Source organism: Sphingomonas sp. Leaf20 (assembly GCF_001421535.1).
GTDB lineage: Bacteria > Pseudomonadota > Alphaproteobacteria > Sphingomonadales > Sphingomonadaceae > Sphingomonas.
In genome coordinates this window covers 694,375-720,453 of record NZ_LMKN01000001.1, presented here as the reverse complement: position 1 = coordinate 720,453, position 26,079 = coordinate 694,375, and the positions used below count along the sequence as shown (strand labels likewise).

Sequence of the window (26,079 nt, the reverse complement as noted above, 5' to 3'; positions counted from 1 at the left end):
CTTCAACCCCTGTCCCGGCTTCAACCCCTGTCCCGGCTCCAACTCCTGTCGGGGCCGGCGGCACGCGCTCTGTGTCGGCGATCATGCTCTCTCCTGCGGTCGGTTATGCGGCGACCTTGGTCACGAAGACGCCGGCGCTCGTCTTCAGATTGCTCAGCCGGGTGTCGAGTACGTCGAAGCCGCGACCGACGCTGTCGATCTCGCTCGCGACCGTTTCGGTATCCTCGCGGATCGCGGCGATCGTCGTCGACATCGAATCGGCCGCCAGCGCGGTCTCGTCGACCGCGGCGGTAATCGCGGTCACCGTCTGCGCCTGTGCCTCCATCGCATAGCGGATGCGGTCGGCGCTTTCCTGGACCTCGGTGACGGTCGCCTTGATGCTCGCATTGGTCTCGACCGTGCCGCGCGTCGCGGACTGGATCGCGGCGATCTTCGCGGCGATGTCGTCGGTCGCGCGCGCGGTCTGGTTGGCGAGGCTCTTGACCTCCTGCGCGACGACCGCGAACCCGCGCCCGGCATCGCCCGCCCGCGCCGCCTCGATCGTCGCGTTGAGTGCAAGCAGGTTGGTCTGCCCGGCAATGTCGCGGATCAGCCCGAGGATCGACTCGATCGACTTGGCATGCTCGCTCAGCGCCTCGGACATGCCGACCGCCTGGCCGGCCTGGTGCGACGCGCGGTTCGCGATCTCGGCGGCCGCCTCGACCTCGGTACGTGCATCCTCGATCGCGCGGATCAGCCCGGCAGCGGTCTGCGCGGCCTCGCGCATCGCGACCGCGGATTGTTCGGCGGCGGCGGCGACCTCGCTTGCCTTGCCCAGAACCGCGCGCGTCGACGCCGAACTGCGCACCGCCTGCTCGCGCAGCAGGTGTCCCTCGTCGGTCGCGGTCTCGACCATCGAGGCGATTCCGTCGCGGAATTCGACCGCGAGCGTGTCACGCGCGCCCTGCGCCGAATGCGCGCGGTACTTGGTATAGATCGCGACCGTGATTTCGCCCTCCAGCGCCGACAACCGCATCAGCGTATCGATATACACTGGCAATCGCGTGTCGTCTCGCGCCACGCTGCGCATCAGCACGTCGAGCGCGGCGCGGTCGCTCGCGCTGATCATCGACAACAGCGCCATCGGCGAGACGTTGGCGGTATAGGCGGCAGCGACCGAGCGCTCGACCGACTCGACCCATGTCCGGCCGCTCGTGTCGAGGAAGCGGTTGCGCAGGAAGGTGCAGCCGACCGCGATCATCGCCTCGGCCTTGTCCGGCGCCCAGATCCGCTCGTTGCTGAAACAGCGCTGCCACTGCTCCCAGTATGCGCGTGAGATCGCGACGGAATCGGGCTCGAGCACGGCCCAGAGCTCGCGGCTCGCGCTGGTCAGCGCACCGTCGAAATCGAACACCCGCAGCCGGGCCGAGAGATCGACGTTGGCCGCGATCGTGCCGATGCTCGGTAGGTCGGTGGTATTCAAGGCGGGATCTCCGGATCGCGAATTCCTGACCAGCGCTAGTGCCGATTCCTTAAGGGCAGGTTAGGGATGGACCGTTGCGAGACTGCGACAGGCCGATGACAAGCGCGCATCAGTGTTGCGCAGGACAGCGAGGGTCCCGGAACGCCCCGAACCGCCGCGAATCGGGTGTCATGGGTTATCAACCGCGGCGGCGGTGGGTTGCATCGCAGCACACGGCGTCTAATAGACCGGCAAACCGTTTGTTTATCGCCCTTCGTGTCTCGCCCTTCGCTATCGAGGACCTTGCCCTTGGCATCGCGCAATCCAGCCCGCCCGCTCTCTCCCCATCTGCAGGTCTATAAATGGGGCCCGCATATGCTGGTCTCGATCCTGCACCGCGCGACCGGCAGCGGGATGGCTACCGTGGGCAGCCTGCTGCTCGTCTGGTGGCTGATCGCGATCGCCACGGGCGAGCAGGCCTATGCGACCTTCGTCGACGTGTTCACCACCGATGCGGGCCGGCTGAACATCCTCGGCTATGTGATCGGCATCGGGCTGACCTGGTCGCTGTTCCAGCACATGGCGACGGGCATCCGCCACCTCGTGATGGACACCGGCGCAGGGTTCGAGCTGCGCCGCAACCGGCTTGGCGCGCGCGCGACGATCGTCGTCAGCACGCTGCTCACGGTCGCGTTCTGGCTCTATATGGGGATCAAGTAATGGGTTCGGGTACGCCAGTCGGCCGCGTCCGCGGTCTGGGCAGCGCCAAGCACGGCACGCAGCATTGGTGGCAGCAGCGGCTGACCGCCGGCGCCAACATCTTCCTGATGGCGTGGCTGATGGTCGCGGTCGCGCGGATGCCGAGCTATGATTACGCCTCGGTGCATCTGTGGCTGCAATCGGGCTGGGCGGCGATCCCGATGGCGCTGCTGATCCTGTCGGTCTTCTATCATTTCCGTCTCGGTCTGCAGGTCGTGATCGAGGATTACATGCACGGCGAAAGCCGCGTCGTCGCGATGATCCTGCTCAACCTGTTCACCTTCACGCTGGGCGGCGTCGCCCTGTTCGCGATCCTGAAGGTCGCCTTCTCCGGAGCTCCTGCGTAATGTCAGCTGCCTACAAGATCATCGATCATACCTATGATGCGGTCGTCGTCGGGGCCGGCGGCTCGGGCCTGCGCGCCACGATGGGCATCGCCGAGAGCGGGCTGAAGACCGCGTGCATCACCAAGGTCTTCCCGACCCGGTCGCACACCGTCGCCGCCCAGGGCGGCATCGCCGCGTCGCTCGGCAACAACTCGCCGGATCACTGGACCTGGCACATGTTCGACACCGTCAAGGGCTCCGACTGGCTCGGCGACCAGGACGCGATCGAGTATCTGTGCCGCGAGGCCCCGCAGGCGGTGTACGAGCTGGAACATGCCGGCATGCCGTTCAGCCGTAATGAAAACGGCACGATCTATCAGCGCCCGTTCGGCGGTCACATGCAGAACATGGGCGAGGGGCCCCCGGTCCAGCGCACCGCTGCCGCCGCCGATCGCACCGGCCACGCGATGCTTCACGCGCTCTACCAGCAGAGCCTGAAGTACAACACGGACTTCTTCGTCGAGTATTTCGCGCTCGACCTGATCATGGAAAACGGCGTCTGCCGCGGCGTGATCGCGCTGTGCATGGAAGACGGCTCGATCCACCGCTTCCGCAGCCACCAAACCGTGCTCGCCACCGGTGGTTACGGCCGTGTCTATTTCTCGGCGACGTCGGCGCATACCTGCACCGGCGACGGCAACGCCATGGTGCTCCGCGCCGGCCTGCCGCTCCAGGACATGGAGTTCGTCCAGTTCCACCCGACCGGCATCTACGGCGCGGGCGTGCTCATCACCGAGGGCGCACGCGGTGAGGGCGGCTACCTGACCAACTCCGAGGGTGAGCGCTTCATGGAGCGCTATGCCCCGTCGGCGAAGGACCTCGCCTCGCGCGACGTCGTCAGCCGCTCGATGGCGCTCGAAATGCGCGAAGGCCGCGGCGTCGGCAAGAACGGCGACCACATCTTCCTGCACCTCGATCACATCGATCCCAAGGTGCTCGCCGAGCGCCTGCCGGGCATCACCGAGACCGGCAAGGTCTTTGCGGGCGTCGATCTCACGCGCCAGCCGCTGCCCGTCACGCCGACCGTGCACTACAACATGGGCGGCATCCCGACGAACTTCCACGGCGAGGTCGTCAACCTCGTCGACGGCAACCCCGACGCGGTCGTCCCCGGCCTGTTCGCGGTCGGCGAAGCCGCCTGCGTCTCGGTTCACGGCGCCAACCGCTTGGGCTCGAACAGCCTGATCGATCTCGTGGTGTTCGGCCGCGCGACCGGCCTGCGCATCAAGGACACGCTCAAGCCCGGCACCGCGCACGCGCCGCTGCCCAAGGGTTCGGAAGATCTGGCGCTCACGCGTCTCGATCATTTCCGCAACGCGAGCGGCGGGTCGCCGACCGCGCAGATCCGTCTCGACATGCAGCAGACCATGCAGAAGCATTGCGCCGTGTTCCGCGACACCGAGCTGCTCAACCAGGGCGTCGAGAAGATGGCCGGGATCTACAACCGGATGACCGACGTCGCCGTGAAGGATCGCAGCATGATCTGGAACACCGATCTGGTCGAGACGATGGAGCTCGACAATCTGATCGGCCAGGCGGTCGTGACGATGAACTCGGCCGCCAACCGCACCGAATCGCGCGGCGCGCACATGCACGAGGATTTCCCCGAGCGTGACGATGCCAACTGGATGAAGCACACCATCACCACCTTCAACGGCTGGGGCGGCAAGGGCGGCGAGACCAAGATCGATTTCCGCCCGGTGCACGACTACACGCTCACCGACGACGTGGATTACATCAAGCCGAAGAAGCGGGTGTACTGATGATCTGGGCCATCATCGCGATCGGGTTCCTCGTCCCCGTCGCGGTGGGGCTCCTGACTCGCTTCCCACCGATGATCGCCGGCTTTCTCTGGCCGGCGCTCGTCGCGATCCTGACCGCGGTCTATATCTACGGCATCGAAACGCGCGCGCCCGGCGAAGACCCGCAGAAGATCGCGATCACTTTCTTCGCGCTCTTCTCGCTCGCCGGCGGCGTCCCCGGCGGTCTCGTCGGCTGGATCCTCCAGCACAAGCGCACGCACCGGCACCCGGGCTAAACCAGGACTTCGCGCGGAACCGCCGCGTTCCCGGTCGGTTACGCCGCGCATGACCGACACGTCCCCCGCATCGAACGCGCGCAACTATCCGTTGCTCGCCATCCCCCATATCCAGCTGCATGGCCCCGTTGACGGCGACATGTACACGAGCTTCAAGTCGCAGCTCGTCGCCGCGCCGACCGAAGGGCCGCTCGTCGTCTCGATCACGACGCTTGGCGGCGACCCCGAAATGGCACGCGCGATGGGCGACACGATCCGCCTGCTCCGCGACTATACCGGCCGCGAGACGCTGTTCCTCGGCAAGGTCGCGGTCTATTCCGCGGGCGCGACGTTCATGTCGGCGTTTCCCGTCGACAGCCGCTTCCTGACGCGCGGCAGCCGCATCATGATCCATGAGCGGCAAATGACGAGCACGATCCAGCTCAACGGACCGCTCAACACGCTGCGCTACACGCTCGAGGCCAAGCTCCACGAGATCGAGGATTCGATCAACATCCAGGAGGAGGGCTTCCGCGATCTCGTCAAGGGATCGAAGGTCGCGCTCGACGATCTGAAGGCCAAGGCGCCGTCCAACTGGTATATCGAGGCGGAGGAAGCGCGCGACCTCGGTCTGGTGCTCGACATCATCTGAGATCGGCCGGCGGGCGGTCTGCGCGGGGGTAACGGATGTTGCACCCGCGAAGCTAAGCGTTTGCGAGCCGGGCCGCGGTCATGTATCGGCTCTGCAAACCTCTCTTATTTCCTGGAACGGACCGCTCGCAATGGCCGAATTCGCCCTCCCGAAGAACAGTGTCGTCAAGAAGGGCGTCGCACACGCCGCGACCAGCCAGGGGAAGCGGCTGAAGTCGTTCAAAGTGTATCGCTACGACCCCGACAGCGGCGAGAACCCGCGCTATGACACGTTCGCGCTCGATCTCGACGAGACCGGCCCGATGGTGCTCGACGCGCTGATCAAGATGAAGAGCGAGCAGGACAGTTCGCTCACCTTCCGTCGTTCGTGCCGCGAGGGCATTTGCGGCTCGTGCTCGATGAATATCAACGGCAAGAACGGCCTGGCCTGCACGACCGCGATCGAGGATTGCAAGGGCGAGGTCCAGATCACCCCACTGCCGCACATGGACGTGATCAAGGACCTCGTCCCCGATTTCACGCATTTCTACGCGCAATATTCGTCGATCAAGCCGTGGCTGCAGACCGTCACGCCGCCGCCCTCGGGCAAGGAGCGGCTTCAGTCGCCCGCGGACCGCACGAAGCTCGACGGCCTGTACGAGTGCATCCTGTGCGCGTGCTGCTCGACCTCGTGCCCGAGCTACTGGTGGAACAGCGACAAGTTCCTGGGGCCGGCGATCCTGTTGCAGGCCTATCGCTGGCTCGCCGACAGCCGCGACGAGATGACCGGCGAGCGTCTCGACGAGCTTGAGGATCCGTTCCGCCTGTATCGCTGCCACACGATCATGAACTGCGCGAATGCGTGCCCGAAGGGTCTGAACCCCGCCAAGGCGATCGCCGAGATCAAGAAGATGGAAGCCGAACGGATCGTCTGATCCGGGAGGGGGGGGGCGGAACTCCCCCACTCCGTTCGTCCCGAGTAGCCATCGAGCGTGTCGAGATGGCGTATCGAAGGACATGTACCTCGATACGAGCCCTCGACTTCGCTCGGTCTCTACTCGGCACGAACGGAAATCATGACTGAAGAACCCCATTTCGTCGAAGCCGAAGATCCCGCCAACCCCGGCTGGCGCAGCTGGTCGCTCTCCGACCCGACGCGTTTCAACACATTGCTCGGCCCCATGCTCTACCGCGTCGACGGCCCTATCGTCCGCGTCCGCATTACCCCCGAGCATCGCCACTCGAACCTCCAGAACAACGTCCATGGCGGCGCACTGCTCGGCTTTATCGACGTCGCGCTGTTCGCGGCCGCACGGGGCTTCGGCCTGATCACCGCCGGCACTGCGGTGACGCTCGATCTCAACACACAGTTCATCGGCGGCGGCCGCATCGGCGAACCCATCGAGGCGCAGGTCGAAGTGCTGAAGGAAACCGGCCGCCTCTTGTTCCTGCGGGGCCTCGTGGTGCAAGGCGACGACGACGCGAAGATCGCGGCCTTCTCGGCCACGATCCGCAAGCCGACCAGGGGCTGATACCGCCCGCACCCACCACCCCGGCGAAGGCCGGGGCCCAATTGGGACACGATCATTGTTCAAGCGTAGCGTTCCGTCATCGAAGCCTCTCCACCTGGGCGCCGGCTTCCGCCGGGGTGGTAAAGGGGTGGCGGCATGACCGTTCTCGCCGCCTATGACGCCCTCGTCGCCTCGGGCGAACTCCGCCCCGACCCCGAACAGGCCGCCGCCGCCGCGCGCCTGAACACGCTGGCCACCGAGCTCGCCACCCCCAAGTCCACCGGCTTCTTCGCGCGCCTCGCCGGCAAGAAGGCCGACCCGCGCGGCGTCTACCTCTGGGGCGGCGTCGGCCGCGGCAAGTCGATGCTGATGGACCTGTTCTTCGCCGAGGTCGCAGTCGACCGGAAGCGCCGCGTCCATTTCGGCGAGTTCATGCTCGAGGTCCATGCGCGCATCGCCGGCGAGCGTCGCAAGGAGGTCGGCGACCCGATCGTCCCCGTCGCCACCGCGATCGCCGAGGAGACCCGGCTGCTCGCGTTCGACGAGATGATGGTCACCAACAGCCCCGACGCGATGATCCTGTCGCGGCTTGTCACCTCGCTGCTCGATTCCGGCGTGACGATCGTCACGACCTCGAACCGCCCGCCCGCCGATCTCTACAAGAACGGCCTCAACCGCGAGCATTTCCTCCCCTTCATCGCGACCATCGAGCAGCGGCTCGACGTCCTCCCGCTCAACGGCCCCGTCGATTACCGCCGCGACCGGCTCGGCAGCCAGGACACGTGGCTCGTCCCCAACGGCCCCGAGGCGACCGCGCAGCTCTCCGCCGCGTTCTTCCGCCTCACCGACTTCTCGCCCGACGACAGCGAGCACGTCCCGTCCGAGGAGCTGATCGTCCAGGGCCGCGCCCTGCGCGTGCCCAAGTCGCTGAAAGGCGTCGCGGTGTTCAGCTTCAGGAAGCTGTGCGGCGAGGCGAGGGGGGTGGCCGACTATCTCGCGATCGCGCGCAAATTCCACACGATCATCCTCGTCGGGATCCCCAAGCTCGGGCCTGAGAACCGCAACGAAGCCGCACGCTTCGTCGGACTGATCGACGCGCTCTACGAGCACAAGGTCAAACTGCTCGCCGCGGCCGACGCGCAGCCGGGCGACCTTTACGAGAGTGGTGATGGCCGGTTCGAATTCGACCGCACGATCAGCCGGTTGGAAGAGATGCGGTCCGAGGAGTATCTCGCCGAGGGGCATATTTAACCCCTTCGCTCGGTCGTCCTGATACCCTCCCGTCATCCTGACGAAAGTCAGGATCCAGAGCCGCGGCCGCGCCGATTGTTACTCTGGATCCTGACTTTCGTCAGGATGACGGGGTTATTGCTCTTGCGAACGATGTGCAATAACGCAAGCACTTTATCGCTTTAACGGTTGCCGCGCGGCCATAATGCGCGTAACCGGCGTCACCAATCACCCCGCACATCAGACGGAGACGGATTGGAATGGCTCGCAAGAAGATCGCGCTGATCGGCGCCGGTAACATCGGCGGCACGCTCGCGCACCTCGCAGCACTCAAGAATTTGGGCGATATCGTCCTCTTCGACGTCGCCGAGGGCATCCCCCAGGGCAAGGCTCTCGACCTGTCGCAGTGCGGTCCGGTCGAAGGCTTCGACTCGACGATCACCGGCTCGAACGACTATGCCGACATCGCCGGCGCAGACGTCATCATCGTGACGGCGGGCGTCGCGCGGAAACCCGGCATGAGCCGCGACGACCTGCTCGGCATCAACCTGAAGGTCATGAAGGCCGTCGGCGAGGGCATCAAGGCCAACGCACCGAACGCCTTCGTCATCTGCATCACCAACCCGCTCGACGCGATGGTGTGGGCGCTGCGCGAGTTCTCGGGTCTGCCGCACCACATGGTCGTCGGTATGGCCGGCGTGCTCGATTCGTCGCGCTTCAGCCATTTCCTCGCCGACGAATTCAAGGTCTCGGTCAAGGACGTCACCAGCTTCGTGCTCGGCGGTCATGGCGACACGATGGTCCCCGTGATCCAGTATTCGACCGTGTCGGGTATCCCGGTTCCCGATCTCATCGCGATGGGCATGTCCACGCAGGAGAAGATCGACGCGATCGTCAAGCGCACGCGCGGCGGCGGCGGCGAGATCGTCGCACTGCTCAAGACCGGCTCGGCCTATTACGCGCCCGCCACCAGCGGCATCGCGATGGCCGAAGCCTATCTCTACGACCAGAAGCGCGTCCTGCCGGCCGCTGCGTATGTCTCGGGAGAGTATGGCCTCGACGACCTGTATGTCGGCGTGCCGGTGATGATCGGTGCCGGCGGCGTCGAGAAGATCGTCGAGATCAAGCTCGACGACGAAGCCAAGGGCAACCTCCAGGTCTCGGTCGACGCGGTCAAGGAACTGATCGTCGCCTGCAAGGGTATCGACGGTAGCCTGAACTGATTTGAGCTACGCTGCCGCCTTGTGTCCCCGCGAAGGCGGGGACCCAGTCTGGGCCCCCGCCTTCGCGGGGGAACAAGGAGCAGTGCGGTGAACAAGCCGGGCTATGTCTACATCATGGCTAGCCGGCGTAACGGAACGATCTATCTCGGTGTCACCAGCGACCTCGCCGCACGAGCCTATCAACATCGTAACGGCGTGATCGAGGGCTTCACCAAAACCTACGGTTGCAAACTGCTGGTTTGGTATGAAGTGCACGACGATCTGGAAAATGCGCGGCTGCGCGAACTTCAGATGAAGAAGTGGGACCGGCAGTGGAAACTGTCCGAGATCGAGCGAATGAACCCCGACTGGAACGACCTGTTCGAGTCACTGTTTTAATCCTGTTCCCCAACGGGGACACAAGGAGCACTAGATGAGCATCCTCGTCGACAAGAACACCAAGGTCATCACGCAGGGCATGACCGGCGAAACCGGCAGCTTCCACACCAAGATGGCGCTGGAATACGGCACGCAGATGGTTGGCGGCGTCACCCCCGGCAAGGGCGGCACGACTCACCTCGACCTCCCCGTCTACAACACCGTCGCCGAAGCCAAGGCGATGACCGGCGCGACCGCGTCGGTGATCTACGTGCCGCCCCCCTTCGCCGCCGATTCGATCCTCGAGGCGATCGACGCACAGATCGAGCTGATCGTCGCGATCACCGAGGGCATTCCCGTGCTCGACATGGTCAAGGTCAAGCGCGCGCTGTCGGGCTCCAAGTCGCGCCTCATCGGCCCGAACTGCCCCGGCGTTCTGACTCCCGGCGAGTGCAAGATCGGCATCATGCCCGGTTCGATCTTCAAGAAGGGCTCGGTCGGCGTTGTCAGCCGTTCAGGCACGCTCACCTATGAGGCGGTCTTCCAGACGTCGAACGCAGGCCTTGGTCAGACGACCGCGGTCGGCATCGGTGGCGATCCGGTCAACGGCACGAACTTCATCGACGTGCTCGAGCTGTTCCTGGCGGACGACGAGACCAAGTCGATCATCATGATCGGCGAAATCGGCGGCGACGCCGAGGAGCAGGCCGCGCAGTTCCTGATCGACGAGGCCAAGCGTGGGCGCAAGAAGCCGATGGCCGGCTTCATCGCGGGCCGCACCGCACCTCCGGGTCGTCGCATGGGCCATGCCGGTGCGATCGTCTCGGGCGGCAAGGGCGATGCCGAGAGCAAGATCGCGGCGATGGAAGCTGCCGGGATCAAGGTCTCGGAAAGCCCCAGCCTGCTCGGCGAGACGCTGCTGAGCGTGTTGAAGGGTTGATCTTACTACCCCTCTCCCCCCGGGGAGAGGGAAGGAGCCGCCACTTGGCGGCGGAAGGGTGAGGGCACGTGACCGCCCGTGCCCTCACCCTCCCACCCGCAAGTGCGGGCGGGCCCCTCCCTCTCCCCCGCGGGGAGAGGGCACTGAGGACGAGAACGATGGGCTACGAAGGCCAGGATTTCAGCGATATCGCAGCCGGCGTCAGCCCGGCGTTCGTAGAGACGCTCTACGCCAAGTTCACCGCCGATCCGGCCTCGGTCGAATCCGGCTGGCGGACGTTCTTCGAGGGGCTTGAAGGCTCCGCGCAGGGTCCGAGCTGGGAAAGCGCGCGCTGGCCGCTGACCACCACGGACGATCTGACCGCGGCGCTCGACCCGACCCAGATGGAGCCCGCGCCCAAGCCCGCAAAGGGTGGCGGCAAGCCCGCGCCCGCAGCCGCCGCGCCCGCGCCCGTCTCGAAGGACGAGATCGCCAAGGCCGCGGCCGACGCGATCCGCGCGCAGCTGCTGATCCGCACCTACCGCGTCCGCGGCCATCTCGCCGCCAATCTCGATCCGCTCGGCCTGTCGAAGCGCGAGATGCCCGAGGATCTGAAGACCGAATATCACGGCTTCTCCGACGCCGACATCGACCGCAAGGTCTATCTCGGCGGCACGATGGGCTTCGAATGGGCGACCATCCGCGAGCTCGTCGACACGCTGCGCAAGAATTACTGCGGCAATGTCGGCCTTGAATACATGCACATCGCCGATGTCGAGGAGCGCCGCTTCCTCCAGGAGCGCATGGAGGGCCAGGACAAGGCGATCGAATTCTCCGTCGACGGCAAGAAGGCGATCCTCAACAAGGTCATCGAAGCCGAGCAGTGGGAGAAGTTCCTCGGTAAGAAGTATGTCGGCACGAAGCGCTTCGGGCTCGACGGCGGCGAATCGATGATCCCCGCGCTCGAATCGGTCATCAAGTACGGCGGCCAGATGGGCGTGCGCGAGATCGTCATCGGCATGGCGCATCGCGGTCGTCTGAACGTGCTTGCCAACGTGATGGCAAAGCCGCTCCGCGTCATCTTCCACGAATTCGCCGGCGGCTCGGCCAACCCCGATGACATCGGCGGGTCGGGCGACGTGAAGTACCACCTCGGCACCAGCACCGACCGCGAGTTCGACGGCCACAAGGTTCATATGAGCCTCGTCGCCAACCCGTCGCATCTCGAAGCCGCCGATCCGGTCGTGCTCGGCAAGACGCGCGCGATCCAGACGCTCAACAACGATCTGAAGGACCATGTCGCGTCGCTCCCCGTGCTGATCCACGGCGACGCGGCGTTCGCAGGGCAGGGGATCGTCTGGGAGTGCCTCGGCTTCTCGGGCATCCGCGGCTACAACACCGGCGGCTGCGTCCACTTCATCATCAACAACCAGGTCGGCTTCACAACCAGCCCACAGTTCGCGCGCTCGTCGCCTTACCCGTCGGACGTCGCCAAGGGCGTTCAGGCGCCGGTCTTCCACGTCAATGGCGACGATCCCGAGGCAGTGACCTTCGCCACCAAGATGGCGATGGAATTCCGCCAGAAGTTCCACCGCGACATCGTCATCGACATGTGGTGCTATCGCCGCTTCGGCCATAACGAGGGCGACGAGCCCTCCTTCACCCAGCCGCTGATGTACGACATCATCCGCAAGCACCCCGGCGTCAGCTCGGTCTATGGCAACCGCCTGATCAAGGAAGGCGTCATTGACCAGCCCTGGATCGACGAGAATGTGAAGCAGCTCACATTGCGGCTCGAGGGCGAGTTCGAAGCGGGTTCGTCGTACAAGCCGAACAAGGCCGACTGGTTCGGCGGTCGCTGGACCGGCCTCAGCGCGCCGACCGACGGTGCGTCCGCACGTCGCAACGTCGAGACCGGCCTCAGCCAGAAGCTGTTCGACTCGCTCGGCCGCACGCTGACGACCGTCCCCGACAGCGTGAAGATCCACAAGACGCTCGCGCGCGTGCTCGACGCCAAGCGCGAGATGTTCAAGTCGGGCAAGGGCTTCGACTGGGCGACCGGCGAGGCGCTCGCGTTCGGCGGGCTTCTGTCCGAAGGCTATGGCGTCCGTCTGTCCGGCCAGGATTCGGGCCGCGGCACCTTCTCGCAGCGTCACGCGGTGTGGGTCGACCAGACCGACGAGCACAAGTACGTGCCGCTGCAGGAAATCGAGCACGGCAATTTCGAGGTGCTCGACAGCCCCTTGAGCGAATATGGCGTGCTCGGTTTCGAGTACGGCTACGCGCTCGCCGACCCGAAGACCTTGGTCCTCTGGGAGGCGCAGTTCGGCGATTTCGTCAACGGCGCGCAGATCATGATCGATCAGTTCATCACCTCGGGCGAGTCGAAGTGGCTCCGCGCCAACGGCCTCGTGATGCTGCTCCCGCACGGCTATGAAGGGCAGGGGCCGGAGCATAGCTCGGCACGTCCCGAGCGCTTCCTCCAGTCGTGCGCGGACGACAATATCCAGGTCGCGAACTGCACCAGCCCGGCGAACTATTTCCACCTGCTCCGCCGGCAGATGCACCGCAATTTCCGCAAGCCGCTGATCGTGATGACCCCCAAGTCGTTGCTCCGTCACAAGCTCGCGGTGTCGAACGCCGAGGACTTCCAGGGCGACAGCCACTTCCGTCGTCTCCTGTCCGACACCAACGGTGCAGCCGATGTCGACACCAAGCGTCTCGTTCTGTGCACCGGCAAGGTCGCCTACGACCTGATCGAGGCACGCGATGCGGCGGGCGACACCGACACGCAGATCGTCCGCGTCGAGCAGCTCTATCCCTTCCCCGGCAACCCGATCGCCGAGCGCGTCGCACGGATGCCGAACCTCGAAGAGATCGTCTGGGCGCAGGAAGAGCCGAAGAACAACGGCTACTGGTTCTTCGTCGAGCCGCTGATCGAGGAGGCGCTGGCAACGGTGAACTCGCCGGTGAAGCGCGCGCGCTACGCCGGCCGCAACGCCTCGGCCTCGCCCGCGACCGGCCTGATGAAGCGTCACCAGGCCGAGCAGGGTGCGCTCGTCGCCGACGCGCTCGGCCACAGCGTCCGCGACGAAATCCGCCGCACCCGCGCATCATAATCAACGCTGTTCCCCCGCGAAGGCGGGGGCCCAGTCTGGGTCCCCGCCTTCGCGGGGATACAAGGAAGTAGGCAGAAACCATGGCAACCGAAGTCACCGTCCCCGTCCTGGGTGAATCGATCACCGAAGCCACCCTCGGCGAGTGGCTGAAGCAGCCCGGCGATCCCGTCACCGTCGACGAGCCCATCGCCAGCCTCGAGACCGACAAGGTCTCGGTCGAGGTGCCGTCGCCGGTCGCCGGCGTCATGGGCCAGCACGCCGTCGCAGTCGGCGACACCGTCCAGGTCGGCGCAATGCTCGCCACGATCGACGCCGGTGACGGCGCCGCGGCTCCCGCCAAGGCCCCTGAGCCCGCCGCGACCGCAACGCCCTCGGCGCCCGCGAAGGACGAGTCCGGCGCAGGTTACGGCGACCAGCCTGGTGCCGGCACGAGCGACTCGCCCGCCGCGCTCTCGCCGTCGGTCCGCCGCGCGGTGCTCGAGCACGGCGTCGACCCCGGCACCGTCAAGGGCACCGGCCGCGACGGCCGCATCACCAAGGAAGACGTGACCGCCGCCGCCTCGAGCAAGCCCGCGCCCGCTGCGGCACCCGCGCCGGCACCGGCCGCAGCACCCGCAGCCTCGGGCCGCGGCGAAGAGCGCGTCCGCATGACTCGCCTACGCCAGACGATCGCCAAGCGCCTCAAGGAAGCGCAGAACACCGCAGCGATGCTGACGACGTTCAACGACGTCGACATGACCGCGGTGATCGAGGCGCGCGCCAAGTACAAGGACCTGTTCGAGAAGAAGCACGGCGTGCGCTTGGGCTTCATGGGCTTCTTCGTGAAGGCCGCCACCATGGCGCTGCGCGACATCCCCAGCGTCAACGCGTCGATCGACGGCGACGACATCGTCTATCACGACTATGCCGACATCTCGGTCGCGGTCTCGTCGCCGGGCGGCCTCGTCGTCCCCGTGATCCGCGATGCCGACCAGATGTCGGTCGCGACGATCGAGAAGACGATCGGCGACTTCGGCAAGCGCGCCAAGGACGGCGCACTCAAGATGGACGAGATGAAGGGCGGCACCTTCACCATCTCGAACGGCGGCGTGTTCGGTTCGCTGATGTCGACCCCGATCATCAACCCGCCCCAGTCCGCGGTCCTCGGCCTCCACCGCATCGAGGAGCGCCCGGTCGTCGTCAACGGCCAGATCGTCATCCGCCCGATGATGTACCTGGCGCTCAGCTACGATCACCGCCTGATCGACGGCCGCGAAGCCGTGACGTTCCTCGTCGCGCTCAAGAACGCGATCGAGGACCCGACGCGCATCCTGATCGACTTGTAAGTATCCAAGCACCCCGGCGCAGGCCGGGGCCCAGTGGGGAAGGCCGCGGTGACGAAGCGCCTCGCCCTCCCCATATATCTCCCAACTGGGCCCCGGCCTGCGCCGGGGAAGTAAGAGAGAAGCGACAATGGCTGACTATGACTATGACGTCCTCGTAATCGGCGCAGGCCCCGGCGGTTACGTCGCGGCGATCCGCGCCGCGCAGCTCGGGCTGCGCACCGCCTGCGCCGAGAGCCGCGAGACGCTTGGCGGCACCTGCCTCAACGTCGGCTGCATCCCGTCCAAGGCGCTGCTCCATGCGTCCGAAATCTACGAGGAGGCCAAGGGCGGCCATCTCACCAAGTTCGGCATCGACTTCCAGGGCGTCTCGCTCAACCTCGACCAGATGCACGCCGAAAAGGCCAAGGCCGTCAAGGAACTGACCGGCGGCGTCGAATTCCTGTTCAAGAAGAACAAGGTGACCTGGCTCAAGGGCAAGGCTGCGTTCCAGGACGCGCACACGGTCGACGTCGCGGGCCAGAAGGTAACCGCGAAGAACATCGTCATCGCCACCGGCTCGAGCGTCATGCCGCTCCCCGGCGTCGAGGTCGACCAGACGACCGTCGTCGACTCGACCGGCGCGCTGGCGCTTCCCAAGGTGCCCGAGCACATGGTCGTCATCGGCGGCGGCGTGATCGGTCTCGAACTCGGCAGCGTGTGGCGTCGCCTCGGCGCGAAGGTCACCGTGGTCGAGTTCGTCGACCAGATCCTCCCCGGCTTTGACGGCGAAGTCCGCCGCGAGAGCGCCAAGCTGTTCAAGAAGCAGGGCATGGAGCTGAAGCTCTCGACCAAGGTCACCGGCGTGACCGTCGATAACGGCGTCGCGACCGTCACCGTCGAGCCGGCCGCTGGCGGCGCGTCCGAGACGATGACCGCCGACGCAGTGCTCGTCTCGATCGGCCGCAAGGCGAATGTCGACGGCCTCAACCTCGACGCGATCGGCCTCGAGCTCAACAAGCGCGGCCAGATCGAGACCGATCACAGCTTCAAGACCAAGGTCGACGGCGTGTGGGCGATCGGCGACTGCGTCCCCGGCCTGATGCTCGCGCACAAGGCGGAGGACGAGGGCGTCGCGGTGGCGGAGAACATCGCCGGCCAGACCGGCATCGTCAACGAGGACGTCATCCCGTCCGTCGTCTACACGATGCCCGAAATTGCCGGCGTCGGCCTCACCGAGGAAGCCGCGAAGGACAAGACCGAGATCAAGGTCGGCAAGTTCCCCTTCGCCGCGAACAGCCGCGCCAAGACCAACCGCGACACCGACGGCTTCGTCAAGGTCATCGCGGATGCCAAGACCGACCGCGTGCTGGGCGTCTGGATCGTGTCGAGCCTCGCCGGCACGCTGATCGCTGAAGCCGCCATCGCGATGGAATTCGGCGCGACCAGCGAAGACATCGCCTACACCTGCCACGCGCATCCGACGCATGCCGAGGCGCTCAAGGAAGCGGCGATGGCAGTACAGGGCAAGCCGATCCACATCTGACCGCGCAAGGCCGTAGCGAAGCTACGGCCGCGCAAGCGGCGGTCAGACCGGCCGGCGGCGCTCCAGCGCCGTCCGACGGCAGGGGCTTCGCCCCTGTCCGGCCAGGCCACATTTGAGCTGAGTTTCAAAGGCGTCGGTGATTAAAGTCACCGGCGCCCTTTCTGCGTCTGCGGGCGCGGGTACGCAGTCTTGAACGCGGAGCGCGTGAGAAACACACATCCCCTCCCGTCATCCTGGCGAAAGCCAGGATCCAGAGCCGCAAACGCAACCCCCTGCGGCTCTGGATCCTGGATCGAGCCCAGGATGACGGCAGGGGCGGGCGCAGTTTGCCTCCAGCAATCAATCGCCGGTCCGGATCGGCAAGCTCACACGCGACAACCCGCACCCGCAACTACGCTCAACCGCGGCGCGCCCCAACCCACGCCCCGTCATCTCGGCGAAAGCCAGGATCCAGAGCCGCAAACGCCACCCTCTGCGGCTCTGGATCCTGGGTCGAGCCCAGGATGACGGCAGGGGCGGGCGCAGTTTGCCTCCAGCAATCGATCGCCGTTCCGGATCGGCAAGCTCACACGCGACAATCCGCACCCGCAGCTACACTGAACCGCGGCGCGCCCCACCCCACGCCCCGTCATCCTGGCGAAAGCCAGGATCCAGAGCCACAAGCGCAACCCTCCGCGGCTCTGGATCCTGGGTCGAGCCCAGGATGACGGAAGAGGTGGGCGCAGTATGTCTCTCAAGCCGTCGATCGCCGGGCCGTAGCTGCAGGCTCACCCGCAACAACCCGCCCCCTCCCGTCATCCTGGCGAACGCTGGGACCCAGAGCCCCGAAGGCACCCGCCCGCGGCCATGAGTGCCGGGTCCAGCCCGGGATGACGGAAGGGGGGCTGATCTCGCACCGTCGCCCGCTCGACCACCGCAGCGGCCAGCAGCACCGGTGCCGCTCGTCCCGCCCGCTCAGCGCTCCCAGCCGACGTTTCACCGCATCGATCGCTCGCTCCGGTGCGCACTAAGCGAGATTAGTGTGTGCGTTTACAATCTGTTTACCACCGCAGCATAGCGACCCGTCTCCACGCCGGTTCGACATCTCCGTCGCAACCGGCCGTGCAAGGAGCCTGCCTGTGCGTGCGTTGATGATCTTGGCGATAGGAGCGGCCTGCGTCGCGGGATGTACGACGCATCCGCGCGGCGGCGGGCGTCCCGTGGTGACCGCCGAACGCGATCCGGCCGCGCCGCGCTGGACGACGATCGCCACGCCCGGCGATCGCGCGCGGCTGGAGACGTTGACCGACAGCTGGACACGCGCGCGGGCGGCCGTGCCCAAGCGGCTCGCACGTCGGATGAAGGAGGAAGGCGCGCTGCTTGATCCCGCTGGCGCGCTCGATCTGCCCGCATTGTCGCCGGGTTCCTATCGGTGCCGGCTGGTCCGGCTCGGCGGGCGTGCTGGCTATGCGAGCTTCGCCCCCGATTTCTGCTATGTCGATGGCGACGGCGCCGGGCTGTCCTTCACCAAGCAGACCGGAACGACGCTCCCCGGCGGCTGGCTGCACCCCGACACCGACCGGCGGCAGGTGTTTCTCGGGACCGTGCGGACCGCCGCCGCAGAGATCGCGCCGCCCTATGGCACGACCCCGGCGCGCGATATTGCGGGCGTCGTCGAACGCGTCGGGCCGCTGCGCTGGCGGCTCGTGATGACGCGCGCAGGGCAGGGCGCGATCCTCGATCTTTACGAGCTGGTGCCTGTGCCGCCCGCGCCTCCCGCGACGCCGCGCTGAACTTCCGATCCTCCCCCTGGCGGGGGAGGATCACCCAGGTCAGGCCTTGGGCGGCTTGGCGAAGTTCGCGGCGAAGCGCTCGAGCCCCGATGCGAAGGAGTCGATCACCTTGGCGAATTCGGGCGGCAGCGCAGCCGCGTCGCTCTTGGGCGGCTCGGGCGTTTCCCCTGCGAACGGCCCCGTGCCCGCCGCCGCATCGTCCGGGACGGGCGGAGTCGGCGGGGTGGGCGGCGTCGGCGGCTGAGGCGACTCTGGCGGCCGCGGTGCGGAGCCGCGCGCATCCTTGGCCGTGATCGCGGTCGCCGCCATCATCAGACCGGCGGCGATCACCTGGCGTCCCGCGGGCGTGCCCATCTGCCGCGTCAGCGCCGCGGCTATCCCGGCGAACGGCGCCGCGCCGCCATGCTTGCCAGCCTTGGCGGACCAGCGTGCCTCGAAACCCTCGCGTTTCGTCCCGCCCTGCATCGCCTCGCGCTCGCGCGCCTCGCGTTCGCGACGCTCCTTCTTCTTGCCCATCTCGGTCTCCAGCACTGTATTGTACTAACAATACACTATGTAACTATCGCCGGCACCTTGGACAATGGTTCGGCGTTACCCATCTTTGCGAGCACCCGCCCGGCGCCCTTCCGGGCTTGTCGCGTCCGAACAAATGTGGAACAGACTTCTTTATGCTGACCAAGATTTCCGTACGCGGCGCGCGTGAACACAATCTCAAGGACGTCGATATCGACATCCCCCGCGACACGCTGACGGTGATCACCGGGCTGTCCGGCTCGGGCAAGTCGAGCCTCGCGTTCGACACGATCTACGCCGAGGGCCAGCGCCGCTATGTGGAGAGCCTCAGCGCCTATGCGCGCCAGTTCCTCGAGCTGATGCAGAAGCCCGATGTCGACCATATCGAAGGCCTCAGCCCCGCCATCTCGATCGAGCAGAAGACGACGTCGCGCAACCCGCGCTCGACCGTCGCCACCGTCACCGAGATCTACGATTACATGCGCCTGCTCTGGGCGCGCGTCGGCATCCCGTACTCGCCCGCGACCGGCGAACCGATCGCCGCGCAGACCGTCAGCCAGATGGTCGACCGCGTCACGGCGCTTCCCGAGGGCACGCGGCTGTACCTGCTCGCCCCCGTCGTCCGCGGCCGCAAGGGCGAGTATCGCAAGGAACTCGCCGAGTGGCAGAAGGCGGGCTTCACACGCGTCCGCATCGACGGCACGATCCACGACATCGACGAGGCGCCCGCGCTCGACAAGAAGTACAAGCACGACATCGAGGTCGTCGTCGACCGCCTCGTCGTCGGCGGCGAGATCGCCACGCGTCTCGCGGAATCGTTCGAAACCGCGCTGAAGCTCGCCGAGGGCCTCGCCTATGTCGACCCCGCCGACCCGGTCGAGCCGCACACCCCAAAATCGGAAATCCTCGGCAGCAACGCGCCCGACGGCCGCATCGTGTTCAGCGAGAAGTTCGCCTGCCCGGTCAGCGGCTTCACCATCTCCGAGATCGAGCCCCGCCTGTTCTCGTTCAACGCGCCGCAAGGCGCGTGCCCGGCCTGCGACGGCCTCGGCGAGAAGCTGCTGTTCGACGAAGACCTCGTCGTCCCCAATCACATGCTCAGCATCAAGAAGGGCGCGGTCGTCCCCTGGGCGAAATCCAACCCGCCGTCGCCCTATTACATGCAGGTCCTCGGCAGCCTCGCGCGCGAATACAAGTTCGACATCGAGACCCCCTGGTCCGACCTCCCCGAGGAGGTCCAGCGCGTCATCCTGCACGGCTCGAAGGGCAAGCCCGTCACGCTCACCTTCATCGACGGCAAGAAGAAATACGACGTCTCCAAGCCGTTCGAGGGTGTCATCGGCAACCTCAACCGCCGCCTGCTCCAGACCGAGAGCGCGTGGATGCGCGAGGAGCTGAACAAATACCAGTCCGCCGCCCCGTGCGAGGTCTGCGCCGGCGCGCGCCTGAAACCCGAGGCGCTCGCGGTCAAGATCGCGATGAAGGACATCAGCTACGCCACGCACCTCTCGGTTGTCGACGCGCTCCAGTTCTTCACCGACATGCCGCAGCATCTCGGCGACCAGCAGAACGCGATCGCCGAGCGAATCCTGAAGGAAATCGTCGAACGCCTCGGCTTCCTCAACAATGTCGGGCTCGACTATCTCAACCTCGACCGTACGAGCGGGACGCTCAGCGGCGGCGAGAGCCAGCGCATCCGCCTCGCGTCGCAGATCGGCAGCGGCCTGTCGGGCGTGCTCTACGTCCTCGACGAGCCCAGCATCGGCCTGCACCAGCGCGACAACGACATGCTCCTGAAAACGCTGCGCCGCCTGCGCGATCTCGGCAACACCGTGCTCGTGGTCGAGCATGACGAGGACGCGATCCGCACCGCCGACTATATCATCGACATGGGCCCCGGCGCAGGCGTCCGCGGCGGCCAGGTCGTCGCGCAGGGCACACTCAAGCAGATCCTGAAGTCGAAGGGCAGCATCACCGCGGACTATCTCAACGGCACGCGCGAAGTGCCGGTCCCGGCCACGCGGCGCAAAGGCAACGGCAAGAAGCTCACCGTCCACAACGCCACCGCGAACAACCTGACGGGCGTCACCGCGAGCATCCCGCTCGGAACCTTCACCTGCGTCACCGGCGTCTCGGGGTCGGGCAAGTCGAGCTTCACGATCGACACGCTCTACGCCGCCGCCGCGCGCGAGCTGAACGGCGCGCGCATCGTGCAAGGGAAACACGACAAGATCACCGGCCTGCAATATCTCGACAAGGTCATCGACATCGACCAGTCGCCGATCGGCCGCACCCCGCGCAGCAACCCCGCCACCTATACCGGCAGCTTCACGCAGATCCGCGACTGGTTCGCGGGGCTCCCCGAGAGCCAGGCACGCGGCTACAAGCCCGGCCGGTTCAGCTTCAACGTCAAGGGCGGCCGCTGCGAGGCGTGCCAGGGCGACGGCGTGCTCAAGATCGAGATGCACTTCCTCCCCGACGTCTATGTGCAGTGCGACGTCTGCCACGGCGCGCGCTACAATCGCGAGACGCTCGAGGTAAAGTTCAAGGGCCACAGCATCGCCGACGTGCTCGACATGACCGTCGAGGACGCCGCCGAGTTCTTCAAGGCGGTCCCCCCGATCCGCGACAAGATGGCGATGCTGGTCGAGGTCGGCCTCGGCTACGTCAAGGTCGGCCAGCAGGCGACGACGCTCTCGGGCGGCGAGGCGCAGCGCGTCAAGCTCGCCAAGGAACTCTCGCGCCGCGCGACCGGCAACACGCTGTACATCCTCGACGAGCCCACGACGGGGCTGCATTTCGAGGACGTCCGCAAACTCCTCGAAGTCCTCCACGCGCTCGTCGAGCAGGGCAACACCGTCGTCGTGATCGAGCATAATCTCGACGTCATCAAGACCGCGGACTGGGTGCTCGACCTCGGCCCCGAAGGCGGCGTCAAGGGCGGCGAGATCGTCGCCGAGGGGACGCCGGAGAAGGTCGCGAAGGCCAAGGGCAGCTTCACGGGCAAGTATCTGGCGCCGTTGCTGGAAAAGCGGGTGGCGGCGGCCTAACCCGGACTCCCTCTCCCCTCCGGGGAGAGGGCTGGGGAGAGGGGGGCAAGGGAATGCATGCCACGGCTGCCAACCGACTGATCAGGATCGCGGAACGACAACCGCGCCAGGTTAGCGGCGTTGCAAGCCGGAGAAGGTGGCGAAGGCCAAGGGTAGCTTCACGGGGAAGTATCTGGCGCCGCTGCTGGAGAAGCGAGCGGTGGCGGGGTGATTAGGCTACGGCGTATCGCCTCTCGCAGCTAATTCTTTCAGTATGATCATTACGGCATCATCTAAGGCGTTGCCGTAACAATTAAACTGCGTGCGAAGTTCGTCGTCAGAAAGAGGCCATGTCTTACTTACCCACATTTCACGAACCTCGCGGGCGCTTTTGGAAAAGCTCAACCGAGGTGTGAAAAGAACAAGGGCGTCTGATCCTTCAAAATCTTCCTGCGTAAGAATTGCTTGCTGGATCATTGTCGCAAGAAGGCGTTTTTGAAAACCGTTCAACGCATTTGCTGACCAGCCGATGATAAAAACCGGCGTGAGTTTGCCACCTCGATTGTAAACGAAGGTCGGCCGTACCGGTATCATAATATTTCGGCCAATCGGGTACCGTTCGATCATTCCGTCGAACGCGCGAAGGCCTTTGATCTCGTTTTTATCCAGCCACGGTATGAGCGCTGTAGCAATCTCATGGCCCAACTTACGAACAAGTGGGTTAAGGATGAGGTCGATGCCCGACCGCGTAGTTGCCGCGGAAACTCCTAGAGTGACATAGTCAGCCAGCAAACGATAAACTTGCGCCAGCGCATGGCGTGGCTTTGCGAGGACGAACTTTGATATACGCAACGCGGTTTCGTCACGACGACGATCATTCAAACGAACCCAGTTTGCGAGCGACGGTGGTCGTCTCATTTCGTCCACGCGCTGCTCAGCAGTTTTAGGTATTTTCAAAGACACCTCCCGTTCCGATTTGAGTTATCCGAGTCGCGCTTATTTCCATTCCAGGATTCGTATGACCACTATACCACCAAACGCTATACCATGCACCACCTTCTCGATGAGATAGGGCTCTAAGTTCCGATGCGTTGCAGGATAGGAGGGGCTTAATAGCTGATTTTAGGAAGGCTTCTTCTTCGGGGGGTAGATGGATCTTAGCTTCCTCGAACTCCTCTGAAGCGGTAGAAAATGACTTAGCTCTCCCGCCAATGAATCCGTTACCATAGCTCTTAAAACTCTGATAAAGTTCGCGAAAAACAGGACCGTGCTCCCAAGCTTCCATTTTTGCATTTGTCAGAAGGGCGTTTCGTTCAACAAGAAACGCCTCAACTGCAAAGTACACAAGCTTGTTTATCCCCATGTTCGTATGTCGGTAACCAACTGTCTCGGCGTGGTCTAAAATCCAGTTTGCTAAGCCTCGCACGCTATAGCCCAGCCGCCGAGGCTCAGCCGTTCGCGCGTCGGTGTTTGCATGGTCTTTCATCGTCACTCCGCGAATGTGATCTGAGAACTAAACTAGGTCAAAGGCGAAGGCTTAATGGGCGAGTGATCGCGACGCTCGGTACCAATCGATGGGCACGTGTTGCCCTTCCAGCCTCATCCTCAACAAGCTATACTAACCCTTCTGGCGGACCTAATTCCAATCGAGATGCAGGACGCTACCCAAAAAAATGCCGCCACCTATGACGCATGGTTCCGCGCAAAGGTCGAGCGTGCGATGGCGTCCACAAAGCCCGGTATTCTGCATGAGGTAGTGATGGCAGAACTGCAGGCCATCATCGATAAGTATAGACCTCATTGATCCCGCGGGTTGTCTGAATAGGCGAAGCAACAAGCAACCTGCTGAACATCCTTAGCCACATCAGCGCGCGCGATTTGGCGGCCGCCTAACTGCTGAGCGCGGCGATCATGGACACCGCGAAAACTCTCAATGATCAGCGATATAGGCACCTAGCGGGGACGGGGCTGGAACCAGCGAGGCGGTGGTCCATCCCGACTGCTCAATCTACCGCGTCACCGAGACGGTCGAGATCCTCGCCGTCCTCCACGCCCGCCAGCGTTACGCCTGAAGCCCCGCCGCCGCGCGAACCTTCCGCGGCGGAACCGGGCCGCATGGCCGCCCGTTTCCCGGCCTCATCACAAGGACACGCGCATGACCAAGCCTCGCCATCCCCATACGCCGCCCAAGCCCAAGACGTTCGGTCGCAACGCGCTCGCGTTCGGGGCGGCGGCGATCGGGCTCGGCGGTGCGTTGCTTGCGGTGTTCCTGCGATCGAAGGGCAATCCGGCGGAGCATGCTGCGCCCGACCTCGCGCTCGACAAGCCACGCCCCGGCGCGGACGATCGTGCGCCCGAGGCGTTCCGGCCCGATCCGACCGCGGTGCCGACCAAGGCCGAGCGCGAGTCGCTGCGCCCGGCGACCGGGCCGGCGCCGTCGCTGGTCGCCGACCGGGGGACGCTCAACAGCTGAGCCGCACCTGGCCTGCGCGTCGGCGACGCACCCAAAGCCAGTTCCGAACGTTCGTGCTGTGCCATCCACGAGGAATCGGAATACCCCATGAGCATCTTCAGCAAGATCAAGTCGGCCATCTTCGGCGAAAAGGGCCCGCTCGGCAGCGGCCATTTCGGCACGCCCAAGCCTGCCGCGCCGACGTCCGCCGCACCCACGCCCGCCGCCCCGAAGCCCGCCGCACCGGCGGCACCCGCTGCGCCGCAGGGACAGGCCGCGCAGCCCCAGGCGATCCCGCAGTCCGCGCCCGCTGCGGCGCAGCCCGTCGATGTCGAGGCCGTCCTCTCGGGGATCGCGTCGCGCAAGGGGTCGGATCTCAACTGGCGCAGCTCGATCGTCGACCTGATGAAGCTGCTCGATCTCGATTCGAGCCTCGACAACCGCAAGGAGCTCGCGACCGAGCTCGGCTATTCGGGTGCCAAGGATGGCAGCGCGGAGATGAACATCTGGCTGCACAAGGCGGTGATGCGCGAGCTCGCCAAGAATGGCGGCACGGTGCCCGCGTCGCTCCAGGACTGAGCCATACCGGCGAAACGTACAAGCTGACGGCGCCGCGCAACAAAAACGCGGCGCCGATCATTAGGGTGATATCACCAACCCCCTGATAGGAAACGATAGATGCGTGCTATGACGCTTGGCCTCCTGGCCGCCTCCACCTTGGTTGCCGGCTGCGTCGGTGACGGGGGCAGCCGCTACGGCGTCGATCCGCGCTATCGCAGCTATGACTATAACGCGCCCGATCCCGCCTATGGCGGCTATGACGCCGGCCGCTACTACCGCGACGACCGTCGTTATCGTGAGCGCCGCCTGTCGAACAACGACCGTGTCTATCGCGGCAATGACGGCCGCTATTATTGCCGTCGCAACGACGGCACGACGGGGCTGATCGTCGGCGGCGTCGCGGGCGGCGTGCTCGGCAACGTCATCGCGCCGGGCGGCTCGGGGCTGCTCGGGACCGTGCTCGGTGCCGCTGGCGGTGCGCTCGCGGGGCGCGCGGTCGATCGCGGCAACAGCCCGGCGCGCTGCCGCTGACCGGGATCCGGCGGGCAGGGGCGGCGGACGGTGATCGCCGTCGCGCCTGCCCGACGGACAGGTTTTTGCGCCGATAAAATGGCCCGGCGATTTGCAATTCCGGGGCATGTGGACCATATTGCAGTTTGCTACAGTCGCATATCGACGGTTCTTGGCGCTTTGCGGCACCTTTCTCCTTCTTTCCCTGCTCCGCGGCATGGGTCGTCCGAACCTCGGATGCCCTTAATTAGAAGGAGCCAACGCATGGCTATCACCGGAACCGTCAAGTTTTTCAACGCCGACAAGGGCTATGGCTTTATCGCGCCGGATGGCGGCGGCAATGATGCCTTCGTGCACATCACCGCGGTCGAGCGCGCCGGCATGCCGACGCTGAACCAGAACCAGCGCGTTACCTACGAGCTCGAGCCCGACAAGCGTGGCAAGCAGTCGGCCGTGAACCTCCAGCCGGCCGATTGATTCGGCCACGGCGCGACGATCATACGGGTCGTCGCGCCACTCTATTGCGGATGCCGCCGTCACACGATGGTGCGCTCCGATCTCCTCAGGAGCACGCACGATGGCCGACAATCCCGAATTTTACCGTGCCCGTGCCGAAGAAGAGCGTCGCAACGGCGATGCCGCGCAGCTCGACAATGTCCGCGATCGCTGCCGCCGTGCCGAAAAGGCATGGGACGACATGGCCAACCGCGCCGAGCGTACGCAGATTCTGCGCGCCGCGCGTGAAGCCGCTCCCCCGGGCGGAGAGCGCATGTCGATGGTAACGATGGCGCCCGCCGAATAAC

General features: G+C 65.4%; 26 protein-coding genes. 22 read left to right on the top strand and 4 right to left on the bottom strand.

What is annotated here, in order from left to right:
- Positions 1-103: 103 nt before the first annotated feature.
- Positions 104-1,462 carry a methyl-accepting chemotaxis protein gene (locus ASE72_RS03455; protein WP_056016689.1) on the bottom strand — a complete coding sequence of 453 codons (1,359 nt, stop codon included), beginning with the start codon at positions 1,460-1,462 and terminating at the stop codon, positions 104-106.
- Between the two features lie 288 nt (positions 1,463-1,750).
- Between ASE72_RS03455 and sdhC the strand changes: the two genes are divergently transcribed.
- The 15 genes from sdhC to ASE72_RS03380 all read left to right on the top strand — a co-directional run bounded on the left by sdhC (position 1,751) and on the right by ASE72_RS03380 (position 18,211).
- Positions 1,751-2,161, top strand: a complete 411-nt coding sequence (gene sdhC, locus ASE72_RS03450; protein ID WP_056016686.1) for a succinate dehydrogenase, cytochrome b556 subunit — start codon at positions 1,751-1,753, stop codon at positions 2,159-2,161.
- Positions 2,161-2,547 (top strand): succinate dehydrogenase, hydrophobic membrane anchor protein, encoded by a 387-nt coding sequence (sdhD, locus tag ASE72_RS03445; RefSeq protein WP_056016683.1) that lies wholly within the window; start codon positions 2,161-2,163, stop codon positions 2,545-2,547. Before sdhC ends, sdhD begins: the two co-directional genes overlap by 1 nt.
- The gene (sdhA, locus tag ASE72_RS03440) at positions 2,547-4,349 is read left to right on the top strand and encodes a succinate dehydrogenase flavoprotein subunit (RefSeq protein WP_056016680.1); all 1,803 of its coding nucleotides are present in this window, start codon (positions 2,547-2,549) and stop codon (positions 4,347-4,349) included. Before sdhD ends, sdhA begins: the two co-directional genes overlap by 1 nt.
- Positions 4,349-4,624: a hypothetical protein gene (locus tag ASE72_RS03435; RefSeq protein WP_056016678.1), complete on the top strand. Its 276-nt coding sequence runs from the start codon at positions 4,349-4,351 to the stop codon at positions 4,622-4,624. The genes sdhA and ASE72_RS03435 overlap by 1 nt, the downstream gene beginning before the upstream one ends.
- Before the next feature lie 49 nt (positions 4,625-4,673).
- Complete coding sequence (locus tag ASE72_RS03430; RefSeq protein ID WP_056016675.1) at positions 4,674-5,255, top strand: ClpP family protease; 582 nt, start codon at positions 4,674-4,676, stop codon at positions 5,253-5,255.
- A 130-nt stretch (positions 5,256-5,385) separates the two neighbouring features.
- Positions 5,386-6,168 (top strand): succinate dehydrogenase iron-sulfur subunit, encoded by a 783-nt coding sequence (locus tag ASE72_RS03425; protein WP_056016671.1) that lies wholly within the window; start codon positions 5,386-5,388, stop codon positions 6,166-6,168.
- A gap of 141 nt (positions 6,169-6,309) precedes the next feature.
- Positions 6,310-6,765, top strand: coding sequence for a PaaI family thioesterase (locus ASE72_RS03420; protein ID WP_056016668.1), 456 nt, complete (start codon positions 6,310-6,312; stop codon positions 6,763-6,765).
- A 135-nt stretch (positions 6,766-6,900) separates the two neighbouring features.
- On the top strand, positions 6,901-7,995 hold the full coding sequence (gene zapE / locus ASE72_RS03415; RefSeq protein ID WP_056016665.1) for a cell division protein ZapE: 1,095 nt from the start codon (positions 6,901-6,903) through the stop codon (positions 7,993-7,995).
- A 239-nt stretch (positions 7,996-8,234) separates the two neighbouring features.
- Positions 8,235-9,197, top strand: coding sequence for a malate dehydrogenase (gene mdh / locus ASE72_RS03410; protein ID WP_056016662.1), 963 nt, complete (start codon positions 8,235-8,237; stop codon positions 9,195-9,197).
- Positions 9,198-9,284: 87 nt separating this feature from the next.
- Positions 9,285-9,575, top strand: a complete 291-nt coding sequence (locus tag ASE72_RS03405) for a GIY-YIG nuclease family protein (RefSeq protein ID WP_056016659.1) — start codon at positions 9,285-9,287, stop codon at positions 9,573-9,575.
- A 34-nt stretch (positions 9,576-9,609) separates the two neighbouring features.
- A complete protein-coding gene (sucD, locus tag ASE72_RS03400; protein WP_056016656.1) occupies positions 9,610-10,494 on the top strand; it encodes a succinate--CoA ligase subunit alpha in 885 nt (294 codons plus the stop codon).
- A 158-nt stretch (positions 10,495-10,652) separates the two neighbouring features.
- Positions 10,653-13,592 carry a 2-oxoglutarate dehydrogenase E1 component gene (locus ASE72_RS03395; RefSeq protein WP_056016653.1) on the top strand — a complete coding sequence of 980 codons (2,940 nt, stop codon included), beginning with the start codon at positions 10,653-10,655 and terminating at the stop codon, positions 13,590-13,592.
- An 80-nt stretch (positions 13,593-13,672) separates the two neighbouring features.
- Entirely contained in the window at positions 13,673-14,917 is a 1,245-nt protein-coding gene (gene odhB, locus ASE72_RS03390) for a 2-oxoglutarate dehydrogenase complex dihydrolipoyllysine-residue succinyltransferase (RefSeq protein ID WP_056016651.1), read from the top strand.
- Positions 14,918-15,044: 127 nt separating this feature from the next.
- A complete protein-coding gene (gene lpdA / locus ASE72_RS03385; protein ID WP_056016647.1) occupies positions 15,045-16,439 on the top strand; it encodes a dihydrolipoyl dehydrogenase in 1,395 nt (464 codons plus the stop codon).
- Between the two features lie 1,118 nt (positions 16,440-17,557).
- Positions 17,558-18,211 (top strand): DUF4893 domain-containing protein, encoded by a 654-nt coding sequence (locus tag ASE72_RS03380; RefSeq protein WP_235532205.1) that lies wholly within the window; start codon positions 17,558-17,560, stop codon positions 18,209-18,211.
- A gap of 39 nt (positions 18,212-18,250) precedes the next feature.
- Here the strand turns inward: ASE72_RS03380 and ASE72_RS03375 are convergent, their stop codons facing one another.
- Positions 18,251-18,727: a hypothetical protein gene (locus ASE72_RS03375; protein WP_156350089.1), complete on the bottom strand. Its 477-nt coding sequence runs from the start codon at positions 18,725-18,727 to the stop codon at positions 18,251-18,253.
- A 152-nt stretch (positions 18,728-18,879) separates the two neighbouring features.
- On the opposite strand from ASE72_RS03375, the gene uvrA reads away from it, so the two are divergent.
- Positions 18,880-21,774: an excinuclease ABC subunit UvrA gene (gene uvrA, locus ASE72_RS03370; protein WP_056016641.1), complete on the top strand. Its 2,895-nt coding sequence runs from the start codon at positions 18,880-18,882 to the stop codon at positions 21,772-21,774.
- A 216-nt stretch (positions 21,775-21,990) separates the two neighbouring features.
- Here the strand turns inward: uvrA and ASE72_RS20105 are convergent, their stop codons facing one another.
- Together ASE72_RS20105 and ASE72_RS19540 are read right to left on the bottom strand one after the other, a co-directional pair.
- Entirely contained in the window at positions 21,991-22,710 is a 720-nt protein-coding gene (locus ASE72_RS20105; RefSeq protein ID WP_156350087.1) for a hypothetical protein, read from the bottom strand.
- Entirely contained in the window at positions 22,697-23,239 is a 543-nt protein-coding gene (locus ASE72_RS19540; protein WP_082445759.1) for a Panacea domain-containing protein, read from the bottom strand. Before ASE72_RS19540 ends, ASE72_RS20105 begins: the two co-directional genes overlap by 14 nt.
- A 165-nt stretch (positions 23,240-23,404) precedes the next feature.
- Here ASE72_RS19540 and relB point away from each other — a divergent pair, with 165 nt between their 5' ends.
- From relB to ASE72_RS03340, 6 genes are all read left to right on the top strand, one after another.
- A complete protein-coding gene (relB, locus tag ASE72_RS20755) occupies positions 23,405-23,557 on the top strand; it encodes a type II toxin-antitoxin system RelB family antitoxin (protein WP_056018838.1) in 153 nt (50 codons plus the stop codon).
- Between the two features lie 351 nt (positions 23,558-23,908).
- Positions 23,909-24,226 (top strand): hypothetical protein, encoded by a 318-nt coding sequence (locus ASE72_RS20605; protein ID WP_056016637.1) that lies wholly within the window; start codon positions 23,909-23,911, stop codon positions 24,224-24,226.
- 87 nt (positions 24,227-24,313) lie between these two features.
- The gene (locus ASE72_RS03355) at positions 24,314-24,784 is read left to right on the top strand and encodes a DUF3597 domain-containing protein (RefSeq protein WP_056016634.1); all 471 of its coding nucleotides are present in this window, start codon (positions 24,314-24,316) and stop codon (positions 24,782-24,784) included.
- A 99-nt stretch (positions 24,785-24,883) separates the two neighbouring features.
- Positions 24,884-25,297: a glycine zipper 2TM domain-containing protein gene (locus ASE72_RS03350; RefSeq protein ID WP_156350085.1), complete on the top strand. Its 414-nt coding sequence runs from the start codon at positions 24,884-24,886 to the stop codon at positions 25,295-25,297.
- A 243-nt stretch (positions 25,298-25,540) separates the two neighbouring features.
- Complete coding sequence (locus ASE72_RS03345; RefSeq protein WP_031394996.1) at positions 25,541-25,753, top strand: cold-shock protein; 213 nt, start codon at positions 25,541-25,543, stop codon at positions 25,751-25,753.
- A 100-nt stretch (positions 25,754-25,853) separates the two neighbouring features.
- Positions 25,854-26,078 (top strand): hypothetical protein, encoded by a 225-nt coding sequence (locus tag ASE72_RS03340; RefSeq protein WP_056016632.1) that lies wholly within the window; start codon positions 25,854-25,856, stop codon positions 26,076-26,078.
- The last annotated feature ends 1 nt before the right edge of the window (position 26,079 follow it).